The 23,213-nt window shown below is 37.4% G+C and carries 20 protein-coding genes and 1 pseudogene; 14 read left to right on the forward strand and 7 right to left on the reverse strand.

The annotated features are described in order from the left end of the window. Positions 1-428: 428 nt before the first annotated feature. Positions 429-902, forward strand: a complete 474-nt coding sequence (locus JN080_RS25220) for a hypothetical protein (RefSeq protein WP_256238717.1) — start codon at positions 429-431, stop codon at positions 900-902. Positions 903-1,174: 272 nt separating this feature from the next. Here JN080_RS25220 and JN080_RS25225 read toward each other — a convergent pair whose 3' ends face one another. After that, positions 1,175-2,119, reverse strand: coding sequence for an LCP family protein (locus tag JN080_RS25225; RefSeq protein ID WP_256238718.1), 945 nt, complete (start codon positions 2,117-2,119; stop codon positions 1,175-1,177). 278 nt (positions 2,120-2,397) lie between these two features. Here JN080_RS25225 and JN080_RS25230 point away from each other — a divergent pair, with 278 nt between their 5' ends. Then, positions 2,398-4,206, forward strand: coding sequence for a M3 family oligoendopeptidase (locus tag JN080_RS25230; protein ID WP_256238719.1), 1,809 nt, complete (start codon positions 2,398-2,400; stop codon positions 4,204-4,206). A 95-nt stretch (positions 4,207-4,301) separates the two neighbouring features. Here the strand turns inward: JN080_RS25230 and JN080_RS25235 are convergent, their stop codons facing one another. Further along, on the reverse strand, positions 4,302-4,679 hold the full coding sequence (locus JN080_RS25235) for a hypothetical protein (RefSeq protein WP_256238720.1): 378 nt from the start codon (positions 4,677-4,679) through the stop codon (positions 4,302-4,304). Positions 4,680-4,708: 29 nt separating this feature from the next. Continuing rightward, a complete protein-coding gene (locus tag JN080_RS25240; RefSeq protein WP_256238721.1) occupies positions 4,709-5,035 on the reverse strand; it encodes a hypothetical protein in 327 nt (108 codons plus the stop codon). A gap of 88 nt (positions 5,036-5,123) precedes the next feature. Between JN080_RS25240 and JN080_RS25245 the strand changes: the two are divergent. The 5 genes and pseudogenes from JN080_RS25245 to JN080_RS25265 all read left to right on the forward strand — a co-directional run. Beyond that, a pseudogene (locus JN080_RS25245) lies at positions 5,124-5,816 on the forward strand (electron transfer flavoprotein subunit alpha/FixB family protein); the annotation flags it as partial. A 46-nt stretch (positions 5,817-5,862) separates the two neighbouring features. After that, positions 5,863-6,009, forward strand: a complete 147-nt coding sequence (locus JN080_RS25250; RefSeq protein ID WP_256238722.1) for a hypothetical protein — start codon at positions 5,863-5,865, stop codon at positions 6,007-6,009. A 324-nt stretch (positions 6,010-6,333) separates the two neighbouring features. After that, a complete protein-coding gene (locus JN080_RS25255; protein WP_256238723.1) occupies positions 6,334-7,095 on the forward strand; it encodes a 3-hydroxybutyrate dehydrogenase in 762 nt (253 codons plus the stop codon). 516 nt (positions 7,096-7,611) lie between these two features. Continuing rightward, positions 7,612-7,764 carry a hypothetical protein gene (locus JN080_RS25260; RefSeq protein ID WP_256238724.1) on the forward strand — a complete coding sequence of 51 codons (153 nt, stop codon included), beginning with the start codon at positions 7,612-7,614 and terminating at the stop codon, positions 7,762-7,764. Then, positions 7,745-7,903, forward strand: coding sequence for a hypothetical protein (locus tag JN080_RS25265; RefSeq protein WP_256238725.1), 159 nt, complete (start codon positions 7,745-7,747; stop codon positions 7,901-7,903). Before JN080_RS25260 ends, JN080_RS25265 begins: the two co-directional genes overlap by 20 nt. Before the next feature lie 104 nt (positions 7,904-8,007). Here the strand turns inward: JN080_RS25265 and JN080_RS25270 are convergent, their stop codons facing one another. Then, entirely contained in the window at positions 8,008-8,892 is an 885-nt protein-coding gene (locus tag JN080_RS25270; protein WP_256238726.1) for a LysR family transcriptional regulator, read from the reverse strand. A 656-nt stretch (positions 8,893-9,548) separates the two neighbouring features. On the opposite strand from JN080_RS25270, the gene JN080_RS25275 reads away from it, so the two are divergent. From JN080_RS25275 to JN080_RS25305, 7 genes are all read left to right on the forward strand, one after another. Continuing rightward, positions 9,549-11,342, forward strand: a complete 1,794-nt coding sequence (locus JN080_RS25275) for a helix-turn-helix domain-containing protein (protein WP_256238727.1) — start codon at positions 9,549-9,551, stop codon at positions 11,340-11,342. Positions 11,343-11,640: 298 nt separating this feature from the next. Next, positions 11,641-12,489 (forward strand): beta-keto acid cleavage family enzyme, encoded by an 849-nt coding sequence (locus JN080_RS25280; protein WP_309144717.1) that lies wholly within the window; start codon positions 11,641-11,643, stop codon positions 12,487-12,489. A gap of 295 nt (positions 12,490-12,784) precedes the next feature. Continuing rightward, positions 12,785-14,839, forward strand: coding sequence for a hydantoinase/oxoprolinase family protein (locus JN080_RS25285; protein WP_256238729.1), 2,055 nt, complete (start codon positions 12,785-12,787; stop codon positions 14,837-14,839). Between the two features lie 2 nt (positions 14,840-14,841). Beyond that, positions 14,842-15,186 carry an acetone carboxylase subunit gamma gene (locus JN080_RS25290; protein ID WP_256238730.1) on the forward strand — a complete coding sequence of 115 codons (345 nt, stop codon included), beginning with the start codon at positions 14,842-14,844 and terminating at the stop codon, positions 15,184-15,186. 19 nt (positions 15,187-15,205) lie between these two features. Next, complete coding sequence (locus tag JN080_RS25295) at positions 15,206-17,365, forward strand: hydantoinase/oxoprolinase family protein (protein WP_256238731.1); 2,160 nt, start codon at positions 15,206-15,208, stop codon at positions 17,363-17,365. Then, positions 17,362-19,413, forward strand: coding sequence for a hydantoinase B/oxoprolinase family protein (locus JN080_RS25300; RefSeq protein ID WP_256238732.1), 2,052 nt, complete (start codon positions 17,362-17,364; stop codon positions 19,411-19,413). Before JN080_RS25295 ends, JN080_RS25300 begins: the two co-directional genes overlap by 4 nt. A gap of 27 nt (positions 19,414-19,440) precedes the next feature. Beyond that, on the forward strand, positions 19,441-20,382 hold the full coding sequence (locus JN080_RS25305) for a uroporphyrinogen decarboxylase family protein (protein WP_256238733.1): 942 nt from the start codon (positions 19,441-19,443) through the stop codon (positions 20,380-20,382). A 48-nt stretch (positions 20,383-20,430) separates the two neighbouring features. On the opposite strand, the gene JN080_RS25310 is transcribed toward JN080_RS25305, so the two are convergent. The 3 genes from JN080_RS25310 to JN080_RS25320 form a co-directional block, all read right to left on the reverse strand. Beyond that, a complete protein-coding gene (locus tag JN080_RS25310; protein ID WP_256238734.1) occupies positions 20,431-21,321 on the reverse strand; it encodes a LysR family transcriptional regulator in 891 nt (296 codons plus the stop codon). 41 nt (positions 21,322-21,362) lie between these two features. Next, a complete protein-coding gene (locus JN080_RS25315) occupies positions 21,363-22,109 on the reverse strand; it encodes an IclR family transcriptional regulator (protein ID WP_256238735.1) in 747 nt (248 codons plus the stop codon). 217 nt (positions 22,110-22,326) lie between these two features. Further along, positions 22,327-23,112, reverse strand: coding sequence for an IclR family transcriptional regulator (locus JN080_RS25320; protein WP_256238736.1), 786 nt, complete (start codon positions 23,110-23,112; stop codon positions 22,327-22,329). Between the last annotated feature and the right edge of the window lie 101 nt (positions 23,113-23,213).

Genomic DNA, 23,213 nt, shown 5'->3' on the forward strand with positions numbered 1-23,213 from the left:
TAAAAAAACATATCAAAAATTCTGCGAGTATGTGATTTTTTAAAATAAGGCATTATGAAATTGATTCAATTAAAAGATTGTGAATAAAAGTGCATATTTGCTTTATATGAAACAAATTAAAATTTATTTACATTTATTATGAAATTTTTCAAAAAAACGACTATTTTAGAATCGGTTCAAAATTATATTGGAAACAAAAAATATAGGTAATAACCTGAAAAATATCTATATTTGTACTTAAAGTCTCATTATATACATATACAATGCTAAAAGGGACTTTAGCTTTGGTTTTGTTGAGGAAATCTCGACACTGTATCTTTGAATGGCATATAAAAATACCATTTTACTGGAATCCGTCACTGTTGGAATGCGAAGCTCCTGCCAAAAGCAAGAAGGAGAACTTCATCAAAAAACAGGAGGGGATGTATGTGAAATTCACGCTACAGTATATTCCACTAAACAAGATCAAACCTAATGTATCGGTAAAAATGACAGAGCACATTAAGAAACTTCAGAGATTAATGTGGGATTGTATGTTTGTTTTGGTTGTCAGACGAAGCCGAAAAGATGACAGCTACATAATTATTAGCGGTCAAGATCGATTCGAATCCCTCAGGAAACATACAAAAAGTGTTTATGCGCCCTGTATTGTTGATAAAAGCACTACCCCTGGAATTATGTCCTGGTTGCATCGTTTAAGAAACAAACAACCCCTGGATGATTTTCCTTTAATGCCAAATAGCTGGAAAATATTTCATGCTTTTTTAAAGAAAGAACCTCGATTTAAAAACTTATCCCGTTCCCAACAAATAGGAATACTTCTTTTAGCGGTCCAATATAAGAAAACAGTGATTGTTACAATGAAAAATAGAGTGAATGATATTCTAAGAAATAACCTTTGAGGGAAAGCAATTTCATTCGAAACTGATCGTTAGAGTTTACGCCAGATAAGGGGGACAACGCAATCTTCATATCTCCACTCATACGACCAGAAATCCCTAGCTGCACTCTTCATTTTGCTAATGAAACTAGCCCCGCCTTAGAGAAGGGGCTAGCTTTTATATATTATTGTATTCTTCTATAATTTTAGCAATCGTTTAACCAGCTAAATTATTTGTGTTGTTAAAAACTCGCTTATTTGTTAACCCTCTTCGTTTTGACCAAAACTATTGCATTATTTTTCTCTTAAAAAGTTTTTAAGAGCTTCCTTATTTTGTTGGAAGTCCACTCCTAAAACTTCACCAAGACCGTCATAACGTTTATTTTGAAAACTGCCATCTTCAGGGATACGTAATGTTTCTATCTCCCCGCTTTTCTTAGTTAAAATGTCTTTTCCGATCGTCAAAAGGGTGGAAGTATCCATATTTGTCTCGACGTATGTATGTAAAAGACCTAATAACTCAGGAAATTTCACCACATTATGTAGACTTAGGGCTTCTTCTTTTAATTTTGAGATCACTTCTTGCTGCCTTTGTACCCGTCCAAAGTCACTTAAACGATCATGGCGAAAACGGACATATCCTAACAGCTCTTTACCATGAAGTTGTTGCTTACCTTTTTTTAACGTCATATCTATACCATAAGACATCTCGTGTGGTACGTCTACTTCAATTCCATTTGGAACGAGGAGATCGACAGCTTTTTCGAATCCTTTAAAATCGACAATCATATAATAATGAATGTCTAGCCCGAAATTCACTTTAATGGTTTCCCTTAGTAATTCAGGACCTCCAAATGAAAAAGCTGCATTTAATTTTTGATGTCCATGTCCAGGTACAGAGACATACATATCACGCATGAGAGAAATAAGTTTTATTTTATGAGTTTGGTGATCATAATGTGCAACCATAATCGTATCCGTACGTGCTTGTTTTTCTCCTCGTGAGTCACTTCCTAATAACAGAACATTTACTGTATCAAGTTTATTTTTCTCTCCTTGAAACGAATACTTTCCTTCCGCTTTTTTTAGTGGTTGGTTGAGTGATTTTACAGTTCCTCCTATGTACTGAAATACATTAACAAGACCAATTATAAAGATACTTAAGAGAAGAAGGGCTCCAAATACTCTTCCCCATTTTATTTTTATTCTTTTCCTTTTCGTCTGTGCCAATTTTTGCACCACCTAGGCTGAATGATTATAACCAATATTCAAATGAATCCTCATTAGATTATTGAAAGGATGAAACAGAGAAAGAATGGGCTTCAATCCTTTTAAAAAAACTCTTGAAACTATAATTATTCCATAATAAGTTTTCATCTTCTTGAAAATTAGGTTACATTTTTTTGAAGTTCTGATTACATTGTTTAATTTATTAATGAAAATTCCAACGAGGACATTTAATTTTGTCTTCATTAAATAAAGGTTTAAAATGGAAATATTAAAAAGGAGGGAACGAAATGAAATATGCAGATACATGGGATTTAGATGCTATTTTTCCAGGCGGAACGAAGTCACCGGAATTACAAACAAAATTACATACTATCAAGGAAGAAATTCAAGAATATCAAAACTTAATTCATGAGTGGAACTTTGTTGAGGACAAATCTAAGGAACCATTAAAAGCGATCCTAAAAAAACAGGAAACTATTGGGAAGGGCTTAGGACAATCTGGTACCTTTGTGCAAATGTGGCATGATGCCTACATGAATGACGAATATGCCAATGTCGCACTAGGACAAGTGATGGACTTATCCAGTGAGGTAGAAAATCTTTCTATTGCCTTTACGAAAAAACTTGTCGCGATTCATGATGAAGATTGGCAAAGTCTTTTACAGGATCCGGAATTAGCCGAAGTATCGTTTGCTTTGAATGAGATCCGTGATCAAGGTAAACGTCTGTTATCAGAGGAAGAAGAAAGAATTATCACAGAGTTAAATAAAGATGGACTAACAGCCTGGAGCAGGTTATACGGTACCGCTGTTTCGATTATGACCATCCCATTTACAGATAAAGAGGGAAAAACAACCGAATTTTCAGTTGGTCAGGCCATGAACCGGATGTATGCTGATCCGGATCCTGAAGTACGAAAACAGTTATTTGAGAATTGGGAGACGGCATGGACAAAATTCGCGCCTGTCTTTGCCGATACCTTGAATCATTTAAACGGCTACCGGATTACGCTGCAAAGAGCTCACAGCCGCGAAAACTACCTGGAGGAGCCATTAGAATATAACCGCATGTCCAAAGAAACACTTGATGCTATGTGGACAGCCGTTGCGAATCATAAACAACCTTTCATTAAATTTTTAAATCAAAAGGCAAAAATATTCGGTATGGAAAAGCTAGGATGGCAGGATGTGGACGCTCCAGTTGCTTTAGGTGATGTGGAACCACCGCGCTTTACCTATGACGAAGCCTGTGATTTTGTGATCGAAAACTTTGCTAGCTTTGGGCCTAACCTTTCGGCTTTTGCCAAAAATGCACTGGAAAATCGCTGGGTAGAGGCGGAGGATCGTCCGAATAAACGGCCGGGCGGTTATTGTACGGGACTTCCGGAATTTGAAGAATCACGGATTTTTATGACATTTACCGGTTCTCCTAATGATGCCAGCACCTTAGCCCATGAATTAGGCCATGCCTTTCATAGTTTTGTGATGAAAGATTTGCCAACTTTAAACCGCAGATATAGTATGAATGTTGCGGAAACAGCCAGTACCTTTGCAGAGACCATCATCGGCAATGCCACTGTAGCCAATGCAAAAACGAAAGAAGAAAAAGTCACTCTGTTAAATGCGAAAATGGGAAATGCCATTGCCATGTTTTTAAACATTCATGCCCGGTTCCTATTTGAAAATGCCTTCTATGAAGAACGTTCAAAAGGGATTGTGTCTGAGCAAAGAATGAATGAATTAATGGTCAACGCCCAAAAAGAAGCGTATGGTGACAGCTTATCCAGTTATCATCCTCATTTCTGGTGCAGCAAATTACACTTCTTTATTGATGATGTGCCATTCTACAATTTCCCGTATACCTTTGGCTTTTTATTCAGCCTTGGCATTTACGCAGAATTCTTAAAGAATCCAAACGGCTTTGAGGACAAATATATTGCTTTACTGCGCGATACGGGTTCGATGAAAGTAGAAGAATTAGCTATGAAACATATAGGCGTAGACCTGACGAAACAGGCTTTTTGGGAGGCTGGTATACAATTAATGGAAAGAGATGCGGAAGAATTTATCAGTTTAACGAACGACGTAATGAATTGAACTACCCGCCACTTAACGCCCTTTCGGGCTGTTTGAAGTGGGGGATTCTTGTAAGCAAGACATATACCAAAGATATACGACCTTCTCCCGTTCAACTAGGAGAAGGGTTTTCCACTTTTTAATGTCAACAAACTTTTTGCTTCCCAGTCTGTGAGAGCCCCTGGTAAGAAGAGTTCGTTCGTAGAACGAAACTTGTTTACATTAAAAAGTTCTGAACGGTAATAGGCACAAGTGCATTTTCCTTTCAGCATTTTCGAAATATACCCCCACTGCGCCCAATGATGAGTACCTACTATCTTCTCCGGTAATAGAGTACCCAAAACTGGTGGGAGCTTTTCTTTGAATCCCATTGCTCTTCGTGCAATGACAAAGCTTGCTGCTTCATGGATGGAGATTCCAAAGCGTTTCATATATTTCATTTTTCCAATTTGACTTGTATAAGCAGGGTTTACTTCAAATACCGCTACACCCATTTTTTTAGCTCTTGCCTTAATAGCTGAGATCATTTTGTTATAAGCGAACATATTAATTTGAAATTCGCTTTTTTATTTCCGTAAGCATTGGATACTTTTGATCTTGTGGTATCTAATGTTTCAATTGCTAAAGGTTTATTGGCCCGCTCTGCACTATTCACCAATTCCATTACTTCTGATTCGATGATTTTGGTGATTTGACCTGAAGTTTTTCCTACTATATTGAATTTTAGTGCCCTTGAAGAGATCAGCTGTCCTTTTGAATTCTTATCTGAAACAGCAAAATGGTCAACATTACAATCGATACCGATGATTCCGTCTGACTTTGAAAAATTACTATATTGTTTAGAGTCCACATTAATCATGCATTTGAATATGTATTATCCGCCATGGTCTTCAACAGACCAATCGATCGGTTTGCCGAATTTTTTCTTATTCTATTTAGGGCATACTTCTATTGGAAAAGACATTTCACCAAGAATTGCTGCAAAGCTTAAATCAGGATTAATCTCAGATGCAATCAGTCTTGAAGTAATTGGAGGGTAGGCTGTATTTACCCGTCCAATCTACTCCGGTAAAGCTTTTGAAAAAAAAGTGGTTACGGATGGACTGGTTTTTGCAACCATTCGTCCGAATAACATTCCACCACTTGAAAAGGATGAAGCACGTTCAGGAGAAGTGACGGTAGTGAATGTTGAAATTAAAGATTTACGGATGATTGTAAAAGATGTTGTGCGTAAAGCAACAAGCGGCGTTGACCTCTCAGAAGCAAAAATTATCGTTTCAGGGGGACGCGGAGTCAAGAGCAAAAACGGATTTAAGCCGTTACAAGAGTTGGCAAATGTGGTAGGCGGAGCAGTTGGGGCATCCCGCGGTGCATGTGATGCAGACTACTGTGATTACTCATTACAAATTGGTCAAACTGGTAAAGTGGTGCCACCTGACCTATACATTGCATGCGGAATATCAGGTGCTATTCAACACATAGCCGGTATGTCCAATTCGAAAGTGATTGTAGCCATTAACAAAGACACCGAAGCAAATATTTTCAGCATTGCTAATTATGGAACCGTCGGAGACCTATTTGAAGTTGTACCATTATTAATAGAAGAGTTTAAGAGTGTAGCTGTTTACTAGCTTTAATGAAATCGCATCCCTTTAAGTCGTTAAAGGGACTGAATGAATGATGATCAGCGATGGAACGAAGGCAATTGAAGTTGAGGTAAAAGTCCAAACGGTAGATGACGAAATACAATTCAAGTGGCACAGGAACCACCCGAATTGGAATTACTTGATAGTGAAAATTTTCTCATTGGCTTTTGGTGATTGAAACATTTATAGCATTTACAAATAAGTTTGATAAGAAATATATATTTAAACTATTATTATGTTTTAAATATAATAGTTGTGGAAAACTGATTAACAGAAAGGAGATTTAAAGAAAAGATTGAAAACGATTACGATTGTGGGGCCAGAAAAATTATTTAATCTATGCAGAAGCAGAATCGAGTAATGAGTTTGGCCACGAAATCCTCGATTTAAATTTTTTATGGTTTACACAAAGGGAATGTAAGACCTTGACCCAACATATGTCGTGAGATAATACTTTGCATTAGCACGTTCTTACAAACAAATAATAAGGGGATATAAAAAGATGACAACTCAGAAAGAACGTACGGTAATTGTAACAGGGGCAGCTCAAGGGATCGGATTTGCTATTGCTGAATCATTCATCAGTAACGGGGATTTTGTAGCTATCTTTGATTTGAATTTAGAAGCAGCTAAAGAGGCAGCAAAAAAATTGGGGAATGCAAAAGGATATAAAGTTAACGTAGCAGATGAAGAAATGGTAAAAAGTGCAATCGACCAAGTCGCTGCAGAACGGGGAACTGTTGATGTGTTAGTCAACAATGCGGGACTTCAATATATTGCTCCGGTGGAAAAATTCCCATTGGAAAAGTGGAAGCTTGTACTGGATGTCATTTTAACTGGAACATTCTTACCGACAAAACATGTACTTCCAATAATGAAAAAACAACATAAAGGCCGTATTATCAATATTTCATCAGCCCATGGAAGAATTCCTGATGATTATAAATCAGCTTATTGTGCAGCAAAATATGGAGTAGTTGGATTCACACAAGTAACTGCTTTAGAAACAGCTCAGTATGGCATTACTGTTAATACGATTATGCCTGGTCCAGTACGTACTGATTTAATTGAAAAACAATTACCAAAACTGGCAGATCAGGATGGTACAACTGTAGAAGAGGCCCTTAATCATCACATTCTTGGTAAACAGTGGATGAAACGTTTACTTGAACCTTCTGAGATTGGTGCTACAGCTGTTTTCTTAGCTTCAGACGGTGCAGCAGCTATTACCGGAGAAGGAATCGGTGTTACAGGCGGAATGTAATCTATTTATTGAAAACTGAGAAGTGGTCTGGCCAATAAACAAAAAGAACACGAATTTGAATTCTGATGAAAATAATCAGGTCAAAATCCGTGTTCTTTTGCAATGAACTGAATCTACCAATTAAAAAAAATAGCAAAAAAGATTAATCCAATTATTAAAAAAAATATTATTAAATTGTCATATAAAAGAACAATATAGTTATAAATGACAAAAATGAAATGGTATATTCAAATCAATAATTCATAATTATAAAAATGAATTATTCAATAAAGGAATTATAAAAACGCTATCAATTGATTGCAAATAGGGAGGATCACATACAGTAAACTTCAATCCATGTACCTCGCATGTCGAAGCAGCTTGTTTATAAAAATATTAATGAATACGCTTTCATTTAAAAAATTTAATAAAAGAAAAGGAACAGGAATCATTATGGATAAGTCAAAATGAGCCATTTTGCCACCACAGAAAAGAAAGTATAAGAACCGTACCAATTACCCATTAGGAGGGATCGGCATGTTCTATGTTTTGTTTTGTCAATCAGGTGAAATCATATGTGAAGATATCGATCAAGTAATGGAATTGATCGTCGACGGTTGGAGATTCTACGGATATTCCTCCAGCAAACAGTTGGGAGAATCCTTACTGCATGAATGCAAATATTACTGATGAAGGACTAGAATTGTTGATAAATCACTCCCTTAAAGAAAACGGCTATTCATTAATGCAGCTTGTTTCAGATAATATTAATCAATTAAAATTGGAAGATATCATGGATGCTGCCCGGGAATATGGTGTAAGCATGTAAAAACGGGGTTTCCAATCCATTTGATGTGGGAGCTTTTCCAATCAAAGAGTTATGTTTTTGAATAACAAGAAGGCCGTGAATATGCCACGGTCTTAGAAATATATCTAGATCCTCTCTTTCACAAATTGAATCCATGTTCTTGTAGCAAAGGATTGATAGCTGTCCTTTTTCCAGGCAATTCCTAATTGAAAATTAATTTTTGGATCGTTTAAATGTAATATTTTAAGCTCCTGATAATTTTGGTGAATTTCATGGGTATTGCTCAGCGGAAGGATCGTGATCCCCTTATTGATCCGCACCATTTCGATCATAAAATTCCATTGCGATGTTTCACAAATAATCTCCGGCTGAAATCCATGCCTTTGACATTCATTTATTATAAGGTCATGGATGTGGAATCCTTCCCGAAGGATGATAAATGGTTCATTTGTTAATTCAGACCATGTAACCACTTTTTTGTTAGCCAGTGGATGTTGTCGGTGTACTAATAGATGAAGGTCCGCTTTTAAAAATGGAAATAAGTCAAAAAGTGAATGGTCTGCCGGAATCTCCATAACAGCCAGGTCAAGCTCGCCTTCAAGCAGGCTGTGTTTTAACTTTTCAGCTCCATCCTCTACAAATCGTACGCTTATCTCAGGATAGTGTTTATGAAATTCAGAAGTAATTTTGGTAAAAAAACCCTGTCCAAGCATGGGGAATATCCCTATTTTTACGATTCCTTTTTTACTGTTTTTCCTATCATCTAATTCTTGGTATAAATGTTTTAGTGTTTGGGATATTTGCATTCCATATTGAAAAAGCAATTGCCCCATGTCCGTGACCTCCAGCTTTCGAGTCGTACGTATCAACAGCTGTACATCTAATTCCTCTTCTAAATCCTTAATGACATTACTGATATTTGGTTGGGAGATAAACAGCTTTTCGGCTGCTTTTGAAAAGCTCCCCTGCTTCACTACCTCTGTAAAGTAATGGAGATGTTTTAGTTCCATACTGTCACCTTGATTCATTTCAAATTGTTATGAATAGTATACAACATATATATTTAAATTATAAGTTGATTCTTATTATAAAATACACGTAGTCAATGATTTAGGAAAAATAATTACGATCTTAAATTATTCGCAGCATAATAAGTGTTTCAGTCCCCGGATTTTAACCTGGCTTTTTTTATGTGTGGTAACGGGGTTCGAAGGAATTATAAGCCTTATATTGAAAAAAGCAAAAAATAATTATTACTAGTCTGTCATATAGAAGAACAACATAGTTTTATATAACAAAAATCATGGTATATTTAAATAAATACTTTTAATTTTTTGAATAATCATAATAAATAGATTATGTAAACATTGACAAATACCGTTTATAAATAGGCCCTTGATTTGCCTGGGTTTTTTTGTATGAAAGGTACAAACATTTTCAATTAAAAATAACCAACCAACTATGTAGATATAAAATTTAAAAGTGCATTAAAAATAGTTCACGAACGTACACCTAAATATTTCCAAGTCAATGACATTCCATCACTCTACCATTTCGCCTGTTCTATATGCTTCAGCTATCTAATTTTTTGCCCGTTCACTATGCAAAATCAAAAGAAATTCCCTTAAACTCCATTTTAATATTACGATTCCAAGGAGGTTTTTTTATGATTAATACAAGTCTATCTCTAAATGAAAATCAAATATCTCTTTTACAGTCCAGTATTGAAAGCCTGCACAATACTCAGGATTGGGAACGGTTAACCGAAATGATCGTGTTGCAAGGCATTCGTTTGGCTGGGGGCGGGAAAGGCATGTTTTTAGTATTTGACCAAAGTTTAAAACAGCTTATCCCACAAGCGAGTGTTAAGATAGAAAAAACAGAAAGTAAAAAAATAATAAAAATTTGCAGAGAATTATTGGACCATGATGAATACCGGGAACAAAAAAATGTTACTCATAATCAGATACATTTTTTTCCTTATAAACATCAAAAAATATTTTCAGGAGTCCTAGTCCTTTTATCAGAACAAGAGCAATTATCCTATGAACAAATAAAGCTAATAACTATGTTCATGCAGTCCGTATCCATGGTGGTTGAAAATTCGCGCTTGTATTTAAGAATGCAGCGTAAAACAGCAAGTTTAACATTAATGAACCAATTGCATCAACTGGTCAATCAATTTTCTTTTCAAGAATTTTTGAGGGAAATTGTCCAAAATCTTGGCGAAGTTCTTTCCTCTGAAATGTGTGGGATTATGCTGTATGAACCAGATCAAAATGAACTGGTTTTACAAAAGCCTGCATTTGGTGTCTGGGAAGAAAATATTATCAACCAATATCGTGTATCTTTAAAAGATCAAAGTAATGCAAAGGATGTTTTTTTAAGTGGGATCCCAAGTATTACATCAGAGGCTTCATCCGAACGGCATTATAATCAAAATTTAATCAAGCTATTCGGTGTTGAAACGTTAATAACAGTACCTCTTGTGGTAGATGATAGAAGAATAGGCATCCTTCATGCAATAAATAAGAAAAATGGGTATTTTACAGAAGATGACATGAGCTTATTGATGGAAATATCCACTCAGTTGGGAGTGCTCTTGGAAGGAGCTTTGCAACTGAAAAGTACAGGCTCTTCAGAATTTCGACGATTGGAAATTGAAAAATATTTAATATCTCAATTGTTGGAGTATTTGATTGACAGTGACAAACAAAACTTAGAAGAAGCAAAAAAAATCAGCAAAACATTAGGGATATCACTCACTCCTCATATTTGTGTAATGAATGTTGGAATGTATACAAATAAAAAATGGTTAGGTGTTATTGGAGAAGAACAGCAAAAATTTATGGTAAATAAAATTAAAAACATCCTTCCTGAATGTGTGATTAACTTTAATGGTGATCGGATCGTTATTATTAGTTCTCATAAGGCAGAAATCGAAATTCACCACTTAAGTTCAACTTTACAAAAGGAATTAGAAAAAGTGGTTAATAGAAAAGTAGCTAATAAAGACAATCAAACGATTGAGGTATATATTGGTATAGGCCAGTCAGTTGATGCTTTGGAGCTAATTGGAAATTCTTATATTCAAGCACAGCAGATCTTGAAAATATTGCCTCGTATCCAAGATGTGAAGAAAATAGCTTATTATCCGGAATGTGGAAGTTGGACTTTATTATCTAAACTTTCTACTCATGACGATATTATTTCTCCTTTCCTTAAATTATATTTAAGCAAAATAAATGAAAGAAAAGATTCTAGTGAATTGAAAGAAACTTTAGATGTATATCTAAGAAATAATGGACTCTTGAAAAAGACGGCGGATGAATTATTTATTCACCAAAATACACTAAAGTATCGTTTAGAAAAGCTGCAAAATTTGACTGGCTTTGATTTGCTTGACTCCGAGGCACGTTTGAATTTAATGCTGGCTTTAAGATTAGAGCATTTATGTTGAAAGAGTAAAATGTTCCTGTTTTGAACCTTTTATTTTATTAGTCCTATACAAAAATATTTAGAAAAAAAAGCCATTTTTTGTTTCCAGCAGACATAGGAAAAGGGGAAGAAAAAGATTATGATTTTATTTATAATATTCGAAATATTCATCCTAATCATTAAAACAAAATGTATGCGTTTTCAAAAAATGACTGAGTACTCTAATTCCCGTCAATTCGAGGTAGAAAGTAGAAAATATTTGATTTCTTCACCTTACATTTTCTCTTAATATAGTCCTTCAATAAAATGACAAAAAAGGTGTGATTATTTTGGAAAAACTAATTATCTCAGTAGCGACAACAGGAGGCTTTACTACTAAGAAGCATACTCCGTACGTACCAACAACCCCACAAGAAATTGCAGACTCTGTTTATAAAGCCTGGCAGGCAGGTGCAGCCATTGCCCATATTCATGTTAGGGATGAAGACGATAATCCAACCCTCGAGTTAGAACCGTATCGTGAAGTAAGAAGACTGCTGCAAGAGAAGAATAGCGACATTGTTCTTAACTTTACGACTGCAGGAGGATTAGATCTTACAAGTGAAGAGGATCGAATTCGAGTTTGTGAATTAAGTCCTGAGCTTGCTTCCTATGATGCGGGATCCCTGAATTTTGGATCGAAGGTATTTGTTAACTCACCTGGAATGTTGGAGAGATTAGCTAGTAAAATGCTAGAGTACAATGTAAAGCCAGAAATTGAAGTATTTGATATTGGGATGATTCATAATGCCATAACGGTCGCAAAGAAAGGTTTAATTAAGCCTCCCTACTTTTTCCAATTTGTTTTAGGAGCACAAGGTGGAATGCCTGCTACCCCTGAAAATCTAATGTTTATGAAAAATAGTTTACCAGAGGGGAGCATATGGTCAGCTATTGGAGCGAGCAAAGATCAGTTAGCCATTAACACAATAACCATTCTGCTTGGAGGGCATGTCCGTGTAGGGATGGAAGATAGTGTTTGGTTTCGCAAGGGAGAGCTGGCAAAAACGAACGCTCAATTTGTTGAGAGAATTGTAGAATTAGCTAAAATATTGGGCAGGGAAGTTGCAACACCTAAAGAAGCGAGAGAGATTTTGGGGTTAAATGTAAAGCGTGTTGCCCACTCTTAATATGAAGTATTTTTTTAGATATAATTTTCGGAAAATTCCGCATAATATTTTCAACTTATCATCCAAAAGGAAAAAATGCTTTCGTTGCTAATCCACAAAAAAGTGAAAAAAATAATCTCTAAATTTGTTCTTAACTTACCTATCAATCTATATAAGGATTCTTTACAATTAAATTTGTAAGATTCAGAATATTAAAAATATAATTTAGAGGTGGTGGTCCGATCCTAAAAAAGTTAGACGTTTAAACATCAATTAACGATGAAAGTGAGCTTAATGAAAACAAGGAGGGCTTTACATGGAGCAAATGACGCAAACACAACAATATACTGTTGATATTGATACCGGCGGAACATTCACGGATGGATTTTTCTCTTATGGTGACCGGTTTGAAGTGGTAAAAGTTGATACCACTCCACATGATTTAACAGTTTGTTTTAATAATTGTATAGCTGAAGGGGCACGGCGTTTTGGTTTTAAAGATGTAAGCGTTTTTCTGAAAGAAACGAAAACGATTCGGTTGTCAACGACAGTTGGAACAAACTCACTCATTCAACGCACAGGTCCAAAATTAGGGCTTATCGTTTCAAAAGGATACGCATCTTCACTGTACCAAGATGGTGACAATCCCGTCTTAAATTATCTTGTGGACCCGGAGATGGTTGTAGCGATCGAGGAAGAAGTTTCTGAGCAGGGAGAAGTGATCAAACCGATAAATGAAGAAGAAGTCAAGAATGCAACCAAAAAATTGCTGGAGCTTGGCACTCGTGTGATTGTTGTCAGTTTAAAAAATGCTCATTCAAATAATGAGAATGAGAAGCAAGTACGCAAGGTAATTCAGGAGGACTATCCAAAGCATTATCTCGGCACAAAGCCTATTCAACTAGCCAGTGAGATTAGTTCACGAGCCAATAATGCCATTCGCACAAATGCAGCAGTTGTTAATGCCTATCTCCACCGTGACATGGTGAAATATCTGTATAAAGCTGATGATGGTATCCGTTTAAAAGGATATACAAAACCACTTTTAATTGCTCATGCAAATGGCGGGGTTGCTCGTGTAGCAAAAACGAAAGCAATTGATACGTATAACTCAGGTCCTGCAGCGGGGTTAATGGGCTCGAAGTATATCGGCTCCATGTACGGGCTTGACAATATTATGACTGTTGACGTTGGTGGGACAAGTACGGATGTTGGGTTAATTTCGAATGGGGAATTAACATTTGATACAGAATCCAGTATCGCTGATATTCCAGTCCACACACCATTGATTCACGTCCTTTCTGTTGGGGGCGGCGGCGGTTCCATCGCGAAGGTAACAGCTGATGGAAAAATTCAACTTGGACCGGAAAGTGCGGGTGCAGTTCCTGGACCTGCATGTTTTGACCTTGGCGGCACAAAGCCAACCGTTACAGACGCGTGTGTTGTTCTTGGTCTAGTAGACCCTGACTATTACCTTGGTGGGACAAAGAAAATCTCAAAGGAAAAGGCAGTCAACGCGATTCAAAAATGGGTGGCACAACCATTAAACATTTCCATTGAAGAAGCGGCAATGAAAATTATCGATATCCTTGAACAAATTGGTGCAGATACATTAAAGCAGCTTGCAACTGAGCGAGGCAAGAATATTCTTACATTTGAATTGTTCTCGTTTGGCGGCGGCGGTGGATTGTTCTCAGGAGGAATGGCCAAGAAAAGCGGGATCAGGAAAGTATATACATTCCCATTCAGTTCTGTATTTAGTGCCTTTGGCTTGTCAACAGCTGACATTGCCCACAACTATCAAGAACGTTTAGATTACGCCTACACGAAGGATGAAGCGAATCTTGGACAAATGAAGGAAAGAGCGACAGAGCTCATCAATAAAATGAAAAAATTATCTTATCGTGATATGAGAGGTGAAGGTTTCACACCGGACTCTATTCAATTTGATTTATCTGTGGAAGTGGCTTCTGTTAACGGAAATCGTCGTGAAATCATTACGCTTCCTAACCAATTCCTTTCAGACAGCAGCGATAAGGAGTTACAGCAAATTTTAAATTCTGTTGCAGAGCAATTACAATCTGACGAAATAAATATTGAGTTTATTCGTTTGAATAGCAATGTAACCGTTTCTAGATACAAACTTCCTACATTAGAGATCACAAACCAACAGCTAGAGCCTAAATCAAAGCGAGACATCTATTGGAAGGATCATTTCATCACGACGAACATCTATAATCTTGAAACACTGCAGCCTGGACATAAAATTGTTGGTCCTGCTGTTTTAGAAAGTTCGAATACGTCAATTGTTGTTCCTCTTGATAGCACATTTAGAATTGATGAACACTTAAATGGAATTATGGAGGTGTAAGGATGAGAAAAAAAATTACGGAGTACATTGACTTAGATTTGGATAAAAAATATTGGGTTTGTAATAAGTGTGACCACGAAATTATTAGTGCCGATCAAAACTTTAAAAAGGGCCTGCTGATTTATGAGCGTGACCCGCATGAAATCCATCAGCCTCATCTAGAGGGAGAACATACTTTTTCACCGGATCCTAATTGGGTACGTTTGCTTGAATTCTATTGCCCTGGCTGTGGCACAATGGTCGAAACGGAAATACTAGCTGTTGGCCATCCTATTACGCATGATATTGAGATTGATCTCGCGGATGTAAAAATAGATAGAACAAAACAAGTTGAAGAAGTGAAATAGTCTAAGAGGAGGAATCAGGATGACGTCAAAAAGGATAGCAACGATTGATATTGATATCGGAGGAACATTTACAGATTGTTTTATACGTTACGGGGACCAATCAGTTATTTCAAAGAGTCCGACAACAGGCTATGATTTGTCCGTCGGTTTTATTAAAGCAATTGAAAATGGGGCTGATTTACTTGATTTAGCGATTGATGAATTATTGGAAGAAACGGATGTCATTCGTTATTCAACAACGATTGCCATGAATAAACTAATTGAACAAAAGGGTCCGAAACTTGGCTTTATTACGACAGAAGGCTATGAAGATATGCTGTATATCGGCAGAGGAAGCCAATGGTCTGATGGGATTAGTACCTTAGAGTCTAGAAAAATTGCCCAGGTGGACAAGCCTAATCCATTAATCCTGCGAGAAAATGTTGTCGGTGTGAAGGAACGAATTGATTATACAGGAAAAGTACTTCGTCCGCTTGACGAAGAAGATTTTAAGGATAAGCTTCAATATTTAGTTGACCAAGGGGTCATGGGGTTCGTGGTTTCTACGCTATGGTCCTTTAAAAACCCGGTTCACGAAAAGAGAATTAAAGAACTAATCGAGGAAGAATATCCAGAATACTATTTAGGCCATATGCCGGTCGTTCTTTCAAGCGAAGTATTGCCAAAACGCTATGAATATAGCCGTTCGAATGTATCGATTCTAAATGCCTATTTGCATCAATCGATTGCAGAAGAACTCTCTAACATCGGTGATGAATTACGTGACCTTGGTTATCGGAATTCATTGCTAATGGTTCATAACACAGGCGGGATGGCGGAAGTATTTCGTACATCAGCGGTTAATACGTACAATGGGGGCCCGGTTGCAGGAATCATTGGTTCTAGTGCAGTTGGAAAAGTTTACGATTATCCAAATATCGTTGTAACAGATATGGGCGGAACGAGCTTTGATATCGGGCTGGTTGTCGATGGGGATACGAGTATCTATCAATTTAAACCAGTTATTGACCGCTGGGCTGTAGATTTAACAATGCTGGAAAGTAAATCAATTGGGACTGGCGGAGGTTCGATTGCGTGGATCAATGAAACCCTAGGGGAACGTTTGGAAGTAGGACCTAAGAGTGCCGGCTCTTTTCCGGGACCAGTCGCTTACGATCAAGGTGGTACAGAGCCAACGGTTACAGATGCTAACCTGCTTTTAGGGTATTTGAACGCAGAGTTTTTCCATGGTGGGAATCTCTCATTGAATATGGAAAAAGCGAAAAAAGCAATTGAAGAAAAAATTGCAAAACCGTTAGGACTGGATGTATATGAAGCAGCTTATTTAATTAAAAAAGTTTGTGATGGCAATATGGCGAATATTATCCAAAAAGAAACGGCTCTACAAGGGCATGATCCAAAAGACTTTGTTCTTTTCGCTTTAGGCGGTGGGGGCCCTGTCCATGGAGCTGGCTTTGGATTTGAGGCAGAGATTCCAAAAACGATTATTATGCAGCAATCACCGGTATTTTGTGCCTTTTCATCTTCCATGATGGATGTGATGCACATCTATGAGCAATCCCAACACATTATTCTTTCAGAAGCAACTACACAGGAACTTTTGACAAATTATGATCAGTTAAATGATGTTGTCCGGACATTGCAAGAAAAAGCAATACGCGATATTGAAGGGGAAGGCTTCTTAAAGGACCAAATTCAATATCAGCTGGAGCTTGATATGAAGTTCGGCGGACAATTAAATATTAAACGAACGGTATCCCCAACAATCATGTTAACCAGCAAAGACGAAGTTCAAAAGTTAATCGAGTGGTTTACGGAAGATTATTCGAATTCGTACAGCCCGCTGGCAGTATTCCCGGAAGGCGGAGTTGAAATTGAAAATATTTTGTTAAAAGCGATTGTTCCTCAACAAAAATATCAATTAAAGGAACACCCTTATGGTGGAAAAGATGCGAGCAATGCGCTAAAAGGCCTTCGTAAAGCGTACTGGCCTGAATTAGGGGGATTCACAGATACGGATGTTTATGAATTGGACCGATTAGTAAACGGAAACGAAATCCAGGGACCGGCATTAATCGAATCTCCTCATACAACTGTCGTCGTTCCGCCAAATGCTGTTTATAGTGTTGATAAATACTTGAACGGCGAAATTCAACAGAAGGAGGAAGTTCTAATATGATTGATATGAGCATTAATGAGCGTATACAGCCTGAACCAATAGATGAATTTGAACAAAAAGCTTTGGAGAGTTTAAAATTTGGTGAATACGAGATTTATAGTGAAAAACTGAACCAGTTAGTATTAGAGGCGAAAGAGGTTCTAACCAAGGTCGGTATCTCGAGTATGTTGCATTCAGGGGACATTATTGTCGGTTTATATACAGCTAAAGGTGATCTTGTCGCTGCTTATTGCGGGGTATACCTGCATGCCGTAACAACTCAGATTGCGATCAAATACCTTTTAAAACATTATAAAAATGATCCGACTATCGGAATAAATGAAGGAGATATTTTCTACGCGAATGAGGCTTTGTACGGTGGGGTCCATAATCCGGACCAGGTAGCACTCATGCCGATTTTCTACGATGGCGAACTCGTTGCCTGGGCAGCCTCGGCCGTGCATCAGCCTGAAACCGGCGCAATTGAACCGGGTGGCATGCCGCTAACAGCAAAGTCCCGCGCTGACGAAGGGATGAAGTTACCGCCAATTAAAATTGGTGAAAACTACACGATTAGAAACGATATGTTGTATATGATGGCAAATATGGTCTCAAGAGCCCCACGCATGCAGGTTGTTGATACGAAGGCTCGTGTAGCAGCATGTGACCGTTTGCGTTTACGTGTTCAGCAATTGATTGAGAAGAAAGGCGTCGAATTGGTGACGGGCGTAATGAGAAAAATGTTAATTGTCGCAGAAGAGGGGGCACGCAAACGAATTTCAAGCTGGCAAGACGGCGTTTATCGGTCTGTGTCCTTTATGGATACGATGGGAACGAGTGATTCTTTACTACGATGTGTATTGACTATAACGAAAAAAGGAGATTCCCTTACATTTGATTTTACAGGCTCCTCACCCGAAAATGATGGATCGTTTAATAGTTATATGCATATCGTTCGCGCTCATCTTGCTATTTATTTGTTCAGTGTACCATTTGCAGATCTGCCGACGTCATCAGGTATTTTTTCATCTATTAAAGTAATTGTTCCAGACGGAACGTTCCTTCATGCGAGTATAGATGCGTCTGTAGCGAATTCACCGATCACAAACAGCTGCGTACTATCCTGCACATCAAATGCTTTTTCAAAGCTGCTTTATGCTAGTGGGGTAGAGGATTTAACAACAAGCGGATACGGAGCTGGAGGCTGTGCTGTAGTGATCGCCGGCCAGAATCAATGGGGTGTACCATTTGCCGACATGCTCGCTAATGTTTTGAACAGTGAAGGCGGGGGCGCCCGTACTGACCGGGATGGTAATGATTCCTTCGGATTCCCTTGGGGATGGTGGGGAAAAGCGCCTGATATCGAAGATATGGAAAATGAACAACCACATGTTCACTTGTACTTTAAACATTGGAAAGATTCGATGGGATTTGGAAAATATCGCGGCGGTGCTGGAACAAACGTTGCGTGGGCAGTAAAAGGGGTTCCCTATTTAGTTTATCAATCGATTATCAAACATCATAAAGTCCCGATTGTACAAGGACTTTTTGGCGGATACCCACCTGCCACACACCCAGGTATTCAAATTAAAAATTCAAACTATTTTGAGAAAATGGCAAATGGAGATGCTGATCTACCAACGAATACGACTGAACTAATTGAAAGTCGTTCGATCGAAGGTGAGTACGTGGTTGAGCGGGCACCTCGTCCGGCAAAACCTGTTATGGAAGGAGATATTTTTGTAGCCAACTCGCTTGGCGGCGGAGGCTACGGTGATGTACTTGATCGTGATCCAAACCATGTTATTGAAGATTTGAAGAAGCAGGTAATCTCGGAGTGGGTGGCCGAGAATATTTACAAAGTATTTTACAACCGCGAAACGTTAACCATCGATGAAGAGCGGACCAATTACGAAAGAGCGGCTGAGCGCGAAGCACGTATAAACCGTGGCTTGAACTATGATGATTTCATCGAAGAATGGTCTAAGAAAAAACCAGTAGAGGAAGCTCTTACGTATTATGGTTCGTTCCCTGATGCTAAACCAACAAGGCAAATTGTTCGCTTATAACATGTGTCGAATAGATGGAGGTCAGGTATGAATAACAAAGAACTAGTGGAAAAACTTTTCAAAGGTCGGGCGGTTTCTCGACCTCCTTTTCTCCCTTTACTTGGAACGTATGTTACAAAGGTTGATCAAGTAACGGTTGAGCAAATGTATCTTGATTCCAGTTCCTTATCGTCAGCAATAACGAATACGCAGCAGCTTCTCGGGTATGATGCATTGCTTACTCCAGTGGATCCTACATTGGAAGCAGAAGCATTAGGAGCATCGATTGTATGGAATGGCCATGAGATGCCGAGCGTGAGTGAACATGTTTCAATCGAATCTTCGCTCGATATACAGAATGCACTTTCAAAAGGGCGTCTTCCTGTACTTATCGAAACGCTTGAAAGATTAGTAACGGTTAAAGGAAAAACCTACCCTATTATTGCCGTGATTAACGGACCGTTAACCGTCTTAAAACAAGTATACGGTGATGGGATTTTTAGGCTTGATCAAACGCTCTTGTTAAGTAAAATAGAGGAGATTTCCCAATTCTTAACACAGCTATGTAAAAGGCTTGGCGATGTAAATGTTGATGGAATTCTTGTTAACGAGGAAATCGGGCCTGACGAAGTAAAAATGGAAAAGATCGGGCGGGCCTTTACACCAATTTTCAATGTCATAAAATTTTACAATCTTTTTGGGATCCTGCGGATTCCGTCAGAGTTGGAAACAGAGATTGATCCAGTACCAGACGTATTAATCGGTTCCCAAAACTATGTATTGAATAACAAAGTGAAAACAAAAGGGATTGCCCTAGATGAAACATTTTGGACAGATCCGCTTGATCAATCAGCTTATTCGTCTATTTGGAGTGAAAACAAGAAAAGAAGGTTGTTCCTTTCAACAAGTAAACCGCTTGACGTCGAGATTAGTTTAGAAAGAGTTCAAGAAAAGATTTCCCTTTTATGTGAAGAAAAAATGTGGGCATAAGAAAAAAATAATAGGGTTGAGCCAAATGAGAAAAACTCTCCTTTTGGCTCAACCCTTTGCCATTTTTAATGTAGCTTCAAAGTAATGAAGAAACAAAAGAAGCTTTTCTAATTTGGGAGATTCCTTTTTATAAATTCCTGTAACATTAAAAGTGAGATCTTCATATTCAGGAAAGGGGATGATACGAAAATTTTCATTTAGTTCAATTGTGTTCCTGGATAGAGCAAGTTCTGGAATGATACTAAAACCCCAATTATTTTTAACCATATTTTTGATCATTTCAAAACCTCCAACCTCAGTACGTTGTAAGTTTTTTATTCCAACTAACCTTTCATCTATTTTTTTCCATATAGGTGTATCACGGCGATAGCAAATCATCATTTGATTGCTTAAATCCTCTTTGTTTATTTCATTTTTTTCAGCTAATGGATGTTCCTTTCCAACAATAAAAACAAGCTTTTCATGGTAAATAAATTTAGCTTCCAGATTTGTGAATGGAACAACATCTCTAATCAACCCTATATCGATTACTCCGTCATCGATCTTTTTAGAAACTTCAATAGAATCCTCTGCTTCCACAATATCAAATAAAAACTCATTTTTTTCTTGCAGCAAGGATAAAACTTGTAAGACAATCGAAACCGAGATCGCAGGTGATAGACCGATTGTTAAGGTTGGAGTTTGCGTAAGTTTAATCAATTGTCTTGCTTCATTGGTATAACTGAGTATCTTGCGTGCATACGGCAGCAAGGCTCTTCCTGCCTCTGTTAGGAGTATTTTTTTTCCATCCCGATTAAATAGTTTACAGCCTAATTCAATTTCTAATTTTTGAATTCTTGCCGTAACCGCTGGCTGAGTTAGATTTAAATGATTTGCAGTCCGCGAATAATTGCTTAATTCATATACGGTAATAAAAGTTAATAGCTGTTCATCATCCACTATGCTCCCCCCAGTTCAATTATTATCGTAAAGATTATTTATCACATTAAACCCGATTTCAAAATTTTAGTGAATTGTTCACTTGCTGAAGTTATAGTTTTTACTAAATTTGGAATTTTATTTGCGAGAATCCGTTCGCTTGGTCCGGCTATTGCAAGTGAAGCAATCACTTCACCGCGTCCATTTCGAATTGGAACAGCAATTGAGGTAACGTTTTCATAAAATTCATCAATTGAAACATAGTATCCATTTGAACGAGTAGAATCGATTTTACAATCAAAATCTTTAGGCGGATTAATCCTCTCTTTTAGTGAATCAATCGTTTCAGCAGATTGAAATGCTAAAATGACTAAACCTGTACTTGAACAGTAAACATGCTCCTTTTGACCAATATAAGTGGAATAGTGAATCGGGTAGTGACTTTCTACTAGATTGACCACATACGCATATTCTTTCTCTAGTACCATGATGCCTGATGTTTCTCCGGTTGTTTTTTGTAAAGATTCTAAAATAGGAGTTGAAAACTGATAAGGCATATTTTTGGTGATTACATTTCCAAGGGAATGAAAAGAAACTCCTAGTCGATATAAGTTGCTTCTAGGTTCCTTTACAATTAAACCTTCAGTTTCTAAAGAAATGAGCATACGGTGAACGGTACTTTTTGCTATTCCTAATTCAGTCGCCATCTCAGTTAAACTAAATTCAGCTTGATCGATTGAAAATAGATTCAGTAATCGAATGGCATTTTGCAGTGTAGAATATTTTTTTTTTTGTATTTCAACTGTCATAGAATGTTTCTCCCTTTTATATTTAGGTTATGTTCCCGTTGCTTGTTGATAAACAAAAATTTATCCCGACTTAACGGGCAGTAAGACCCACACCTCAAGAATCTGCGTATATAAAGAAGATAGGTGGGGGATCAACTGCCCGTAAAGGTCCGATTGGTTCAACTAACCATCAGTGGGGGATGAAGAAAACCCCCACTGATGGAAGTTTCACTTTATGTTAGTAGCTGGAAAAACCGATTTTCTTCGAAATTTTTTTTGCTGCATTTACAATTTTTGAAATGTATATTTCTATCTCATCCCCACAGAGCTTTTTACATGACCCGGTAATACTGACAGCTGCAATAACCTCTCCACTATAGTCATGAATAGGAGCAGCGATGCTTGCAACTCCTTCTTGTAACTCATTTGATGAAACAGCATAGCCGGAATTACGGATCCCTGCTAGTTGTCTCCGTAATTCATTTATATCTGTTACTGTATTCGATGTAGACTTTATCATCCCTTGCTTCTCTATTTTTTGTAGAACTTCTTCTAAATGGTCTTCTGGCAGATATGAAAGGATGATCTTTCCGCAACCCGTATTATAGAGAGGATTCCACTTCCCGATTTGAGAAGCTAACTTAATAGGGTGAGTTGTTTCCAGTTTATCGAGATAGTTAACACGTGTACCTTCTAATACCCCAATATGAATGGCTTCACCCACCTCATTAACAAGCTGCTGTAAAATGGGTCGCGCTTCTAAATGAATTGACAAGTGGGAGTGGACAATACCTGACAAATTTAAAACATCCAACCCTAATGCATACTTTTTCCCGGTTTTCTTTAAAAAGTTTTCCTGTTCAAGAGTAGTGAGAAGCCGTCTTACATGGCTAATGTCAAGATTTAATTCCTTCGAAATTTCCGACAAATTCCACTCATCTCGTTCAAGCGTAAAAAGAGTAAGAATGCGTGCTGCATTTTGGACAGTTTGAAGAATATACTTTGAATTCTCTTGTTGGACCAATCATAAGAACCTCCGTTTCGTATAAAAACGAAATATTTACAAAATCATCTAATTATTTACTAGATTAATAATAATATTCGAAAAAAGCAATAAATAAAAAA

The organism is Bacillus sp. EB600 (genome assembly GCF_024494385.1).
Lineage (GTDB): Bacteria > Bacillota > Bacilli > Bacillales > Cytobacillaceae > JAEVLT01.

What these genes read in the sequence shown, in the direction of transcription:
- JN080_RS25230 (WP_256238719.1), top strand. Translation starts at nt 2,398, where the DNA reads ATGAAATATGCAGATACATGGGATTTAGATGCTATTTTTCCAGGCGGA.
- JN080_RS25235 (WP_256238720.1), bottom strand. Translation starts at nt 4,679, where the DNA reads ATGGGTGTAGCGGTATTTGAAGTAAACCCTGCTTATACAAGTCAAATT.
- JN080_RS25250 (WP_256238722.1), top strand. Translation starts at nt 5,863, where the DNA reads ATGATGATCAGCGATGGAACGAAGGCAATTGAAGTTGAGGTAAAAGTC.
- JN080_RS25255 (WP_256238723.1), top strand. Translation starts at nt 6,334, where the DNA reads ATGACAACTCAGAAAGAACGTACGGTAATTGTAACAGGGGCAGCTCAA.
- JN080_RS25260 (WP_256238724.1), top strand. Translation starts at nt 7,612, where the DNA reads ATGTTCTATGTTTTGTTTTGTCAATCAGGTGAAATCATATGTGAAGAT.
- JN080_RS25265 (WP_256238725.1), top strand. Translation starts at nt 7,745, where the DNA reads ATGAATGCAAATATTACTGATGAAGGACTAGAATTGTTGATAAATCAC.
- JN080_RS25270 (WP_256238726.1), bottom strand. Translation starts at nt 8,892, where the DNA reads ATGGAACTAAAACATCTCCATTACTTTACAGAGGTAGTGAAGCAGGGG.
- JN080_RS25275 (WP_256238727.1), top strand. Translation starts at nt 9,549, where the DNA reads ATGATTAATACAAGTCTATCTCTAAATGAAAATCAAATATCTCTTTTA.
- JN080_RS25285 (WP_256238729.1), top strand. Translation starts at nt 12,785, where the DNA reads ATGGAGCAAATGACGCAAACACAACAATATACTGTTGATATTGATACC.
- JN080_RS25290 (WP_256238730.1), top strand. Translation starts at nt 14,842, where the DNA reads ATGAGAAAAAAAATTACGGAGTACATTGACTTAGATTTGGATAAAAAA.
- JN080_RS25295 (WP_256238731.1), top strand. Translation starts at nt 15,206, where the DNA reads ATGACGTCAAAAAGGATAGCAACGATTGATATTGATATCGGAGGAACA.
- JN080_RS25300 (WP_256238732.1), top strand. Translation starts at nt 17,362, where the DNA reads ATGATTGATATGAGCATTAATGAGCGTATACAGCCTGAACCAATAGAT.
- JN080_RS25305 (WP_256238733.1), top strand. Translation starts at nt 19,441, where the DNA reads ATGAATAACAAAGAACTAGTGGAAAAACTTTTCAAAGGTCGGGCGGTT.
- JN080_RS25315 (WP_256238735.1), bottom strand. Translation starts at nt 22,109, where the DNA reads ATGACAGTTGAAATACAAAAAAAAAAATATTCTACACTGCAAAATGCC.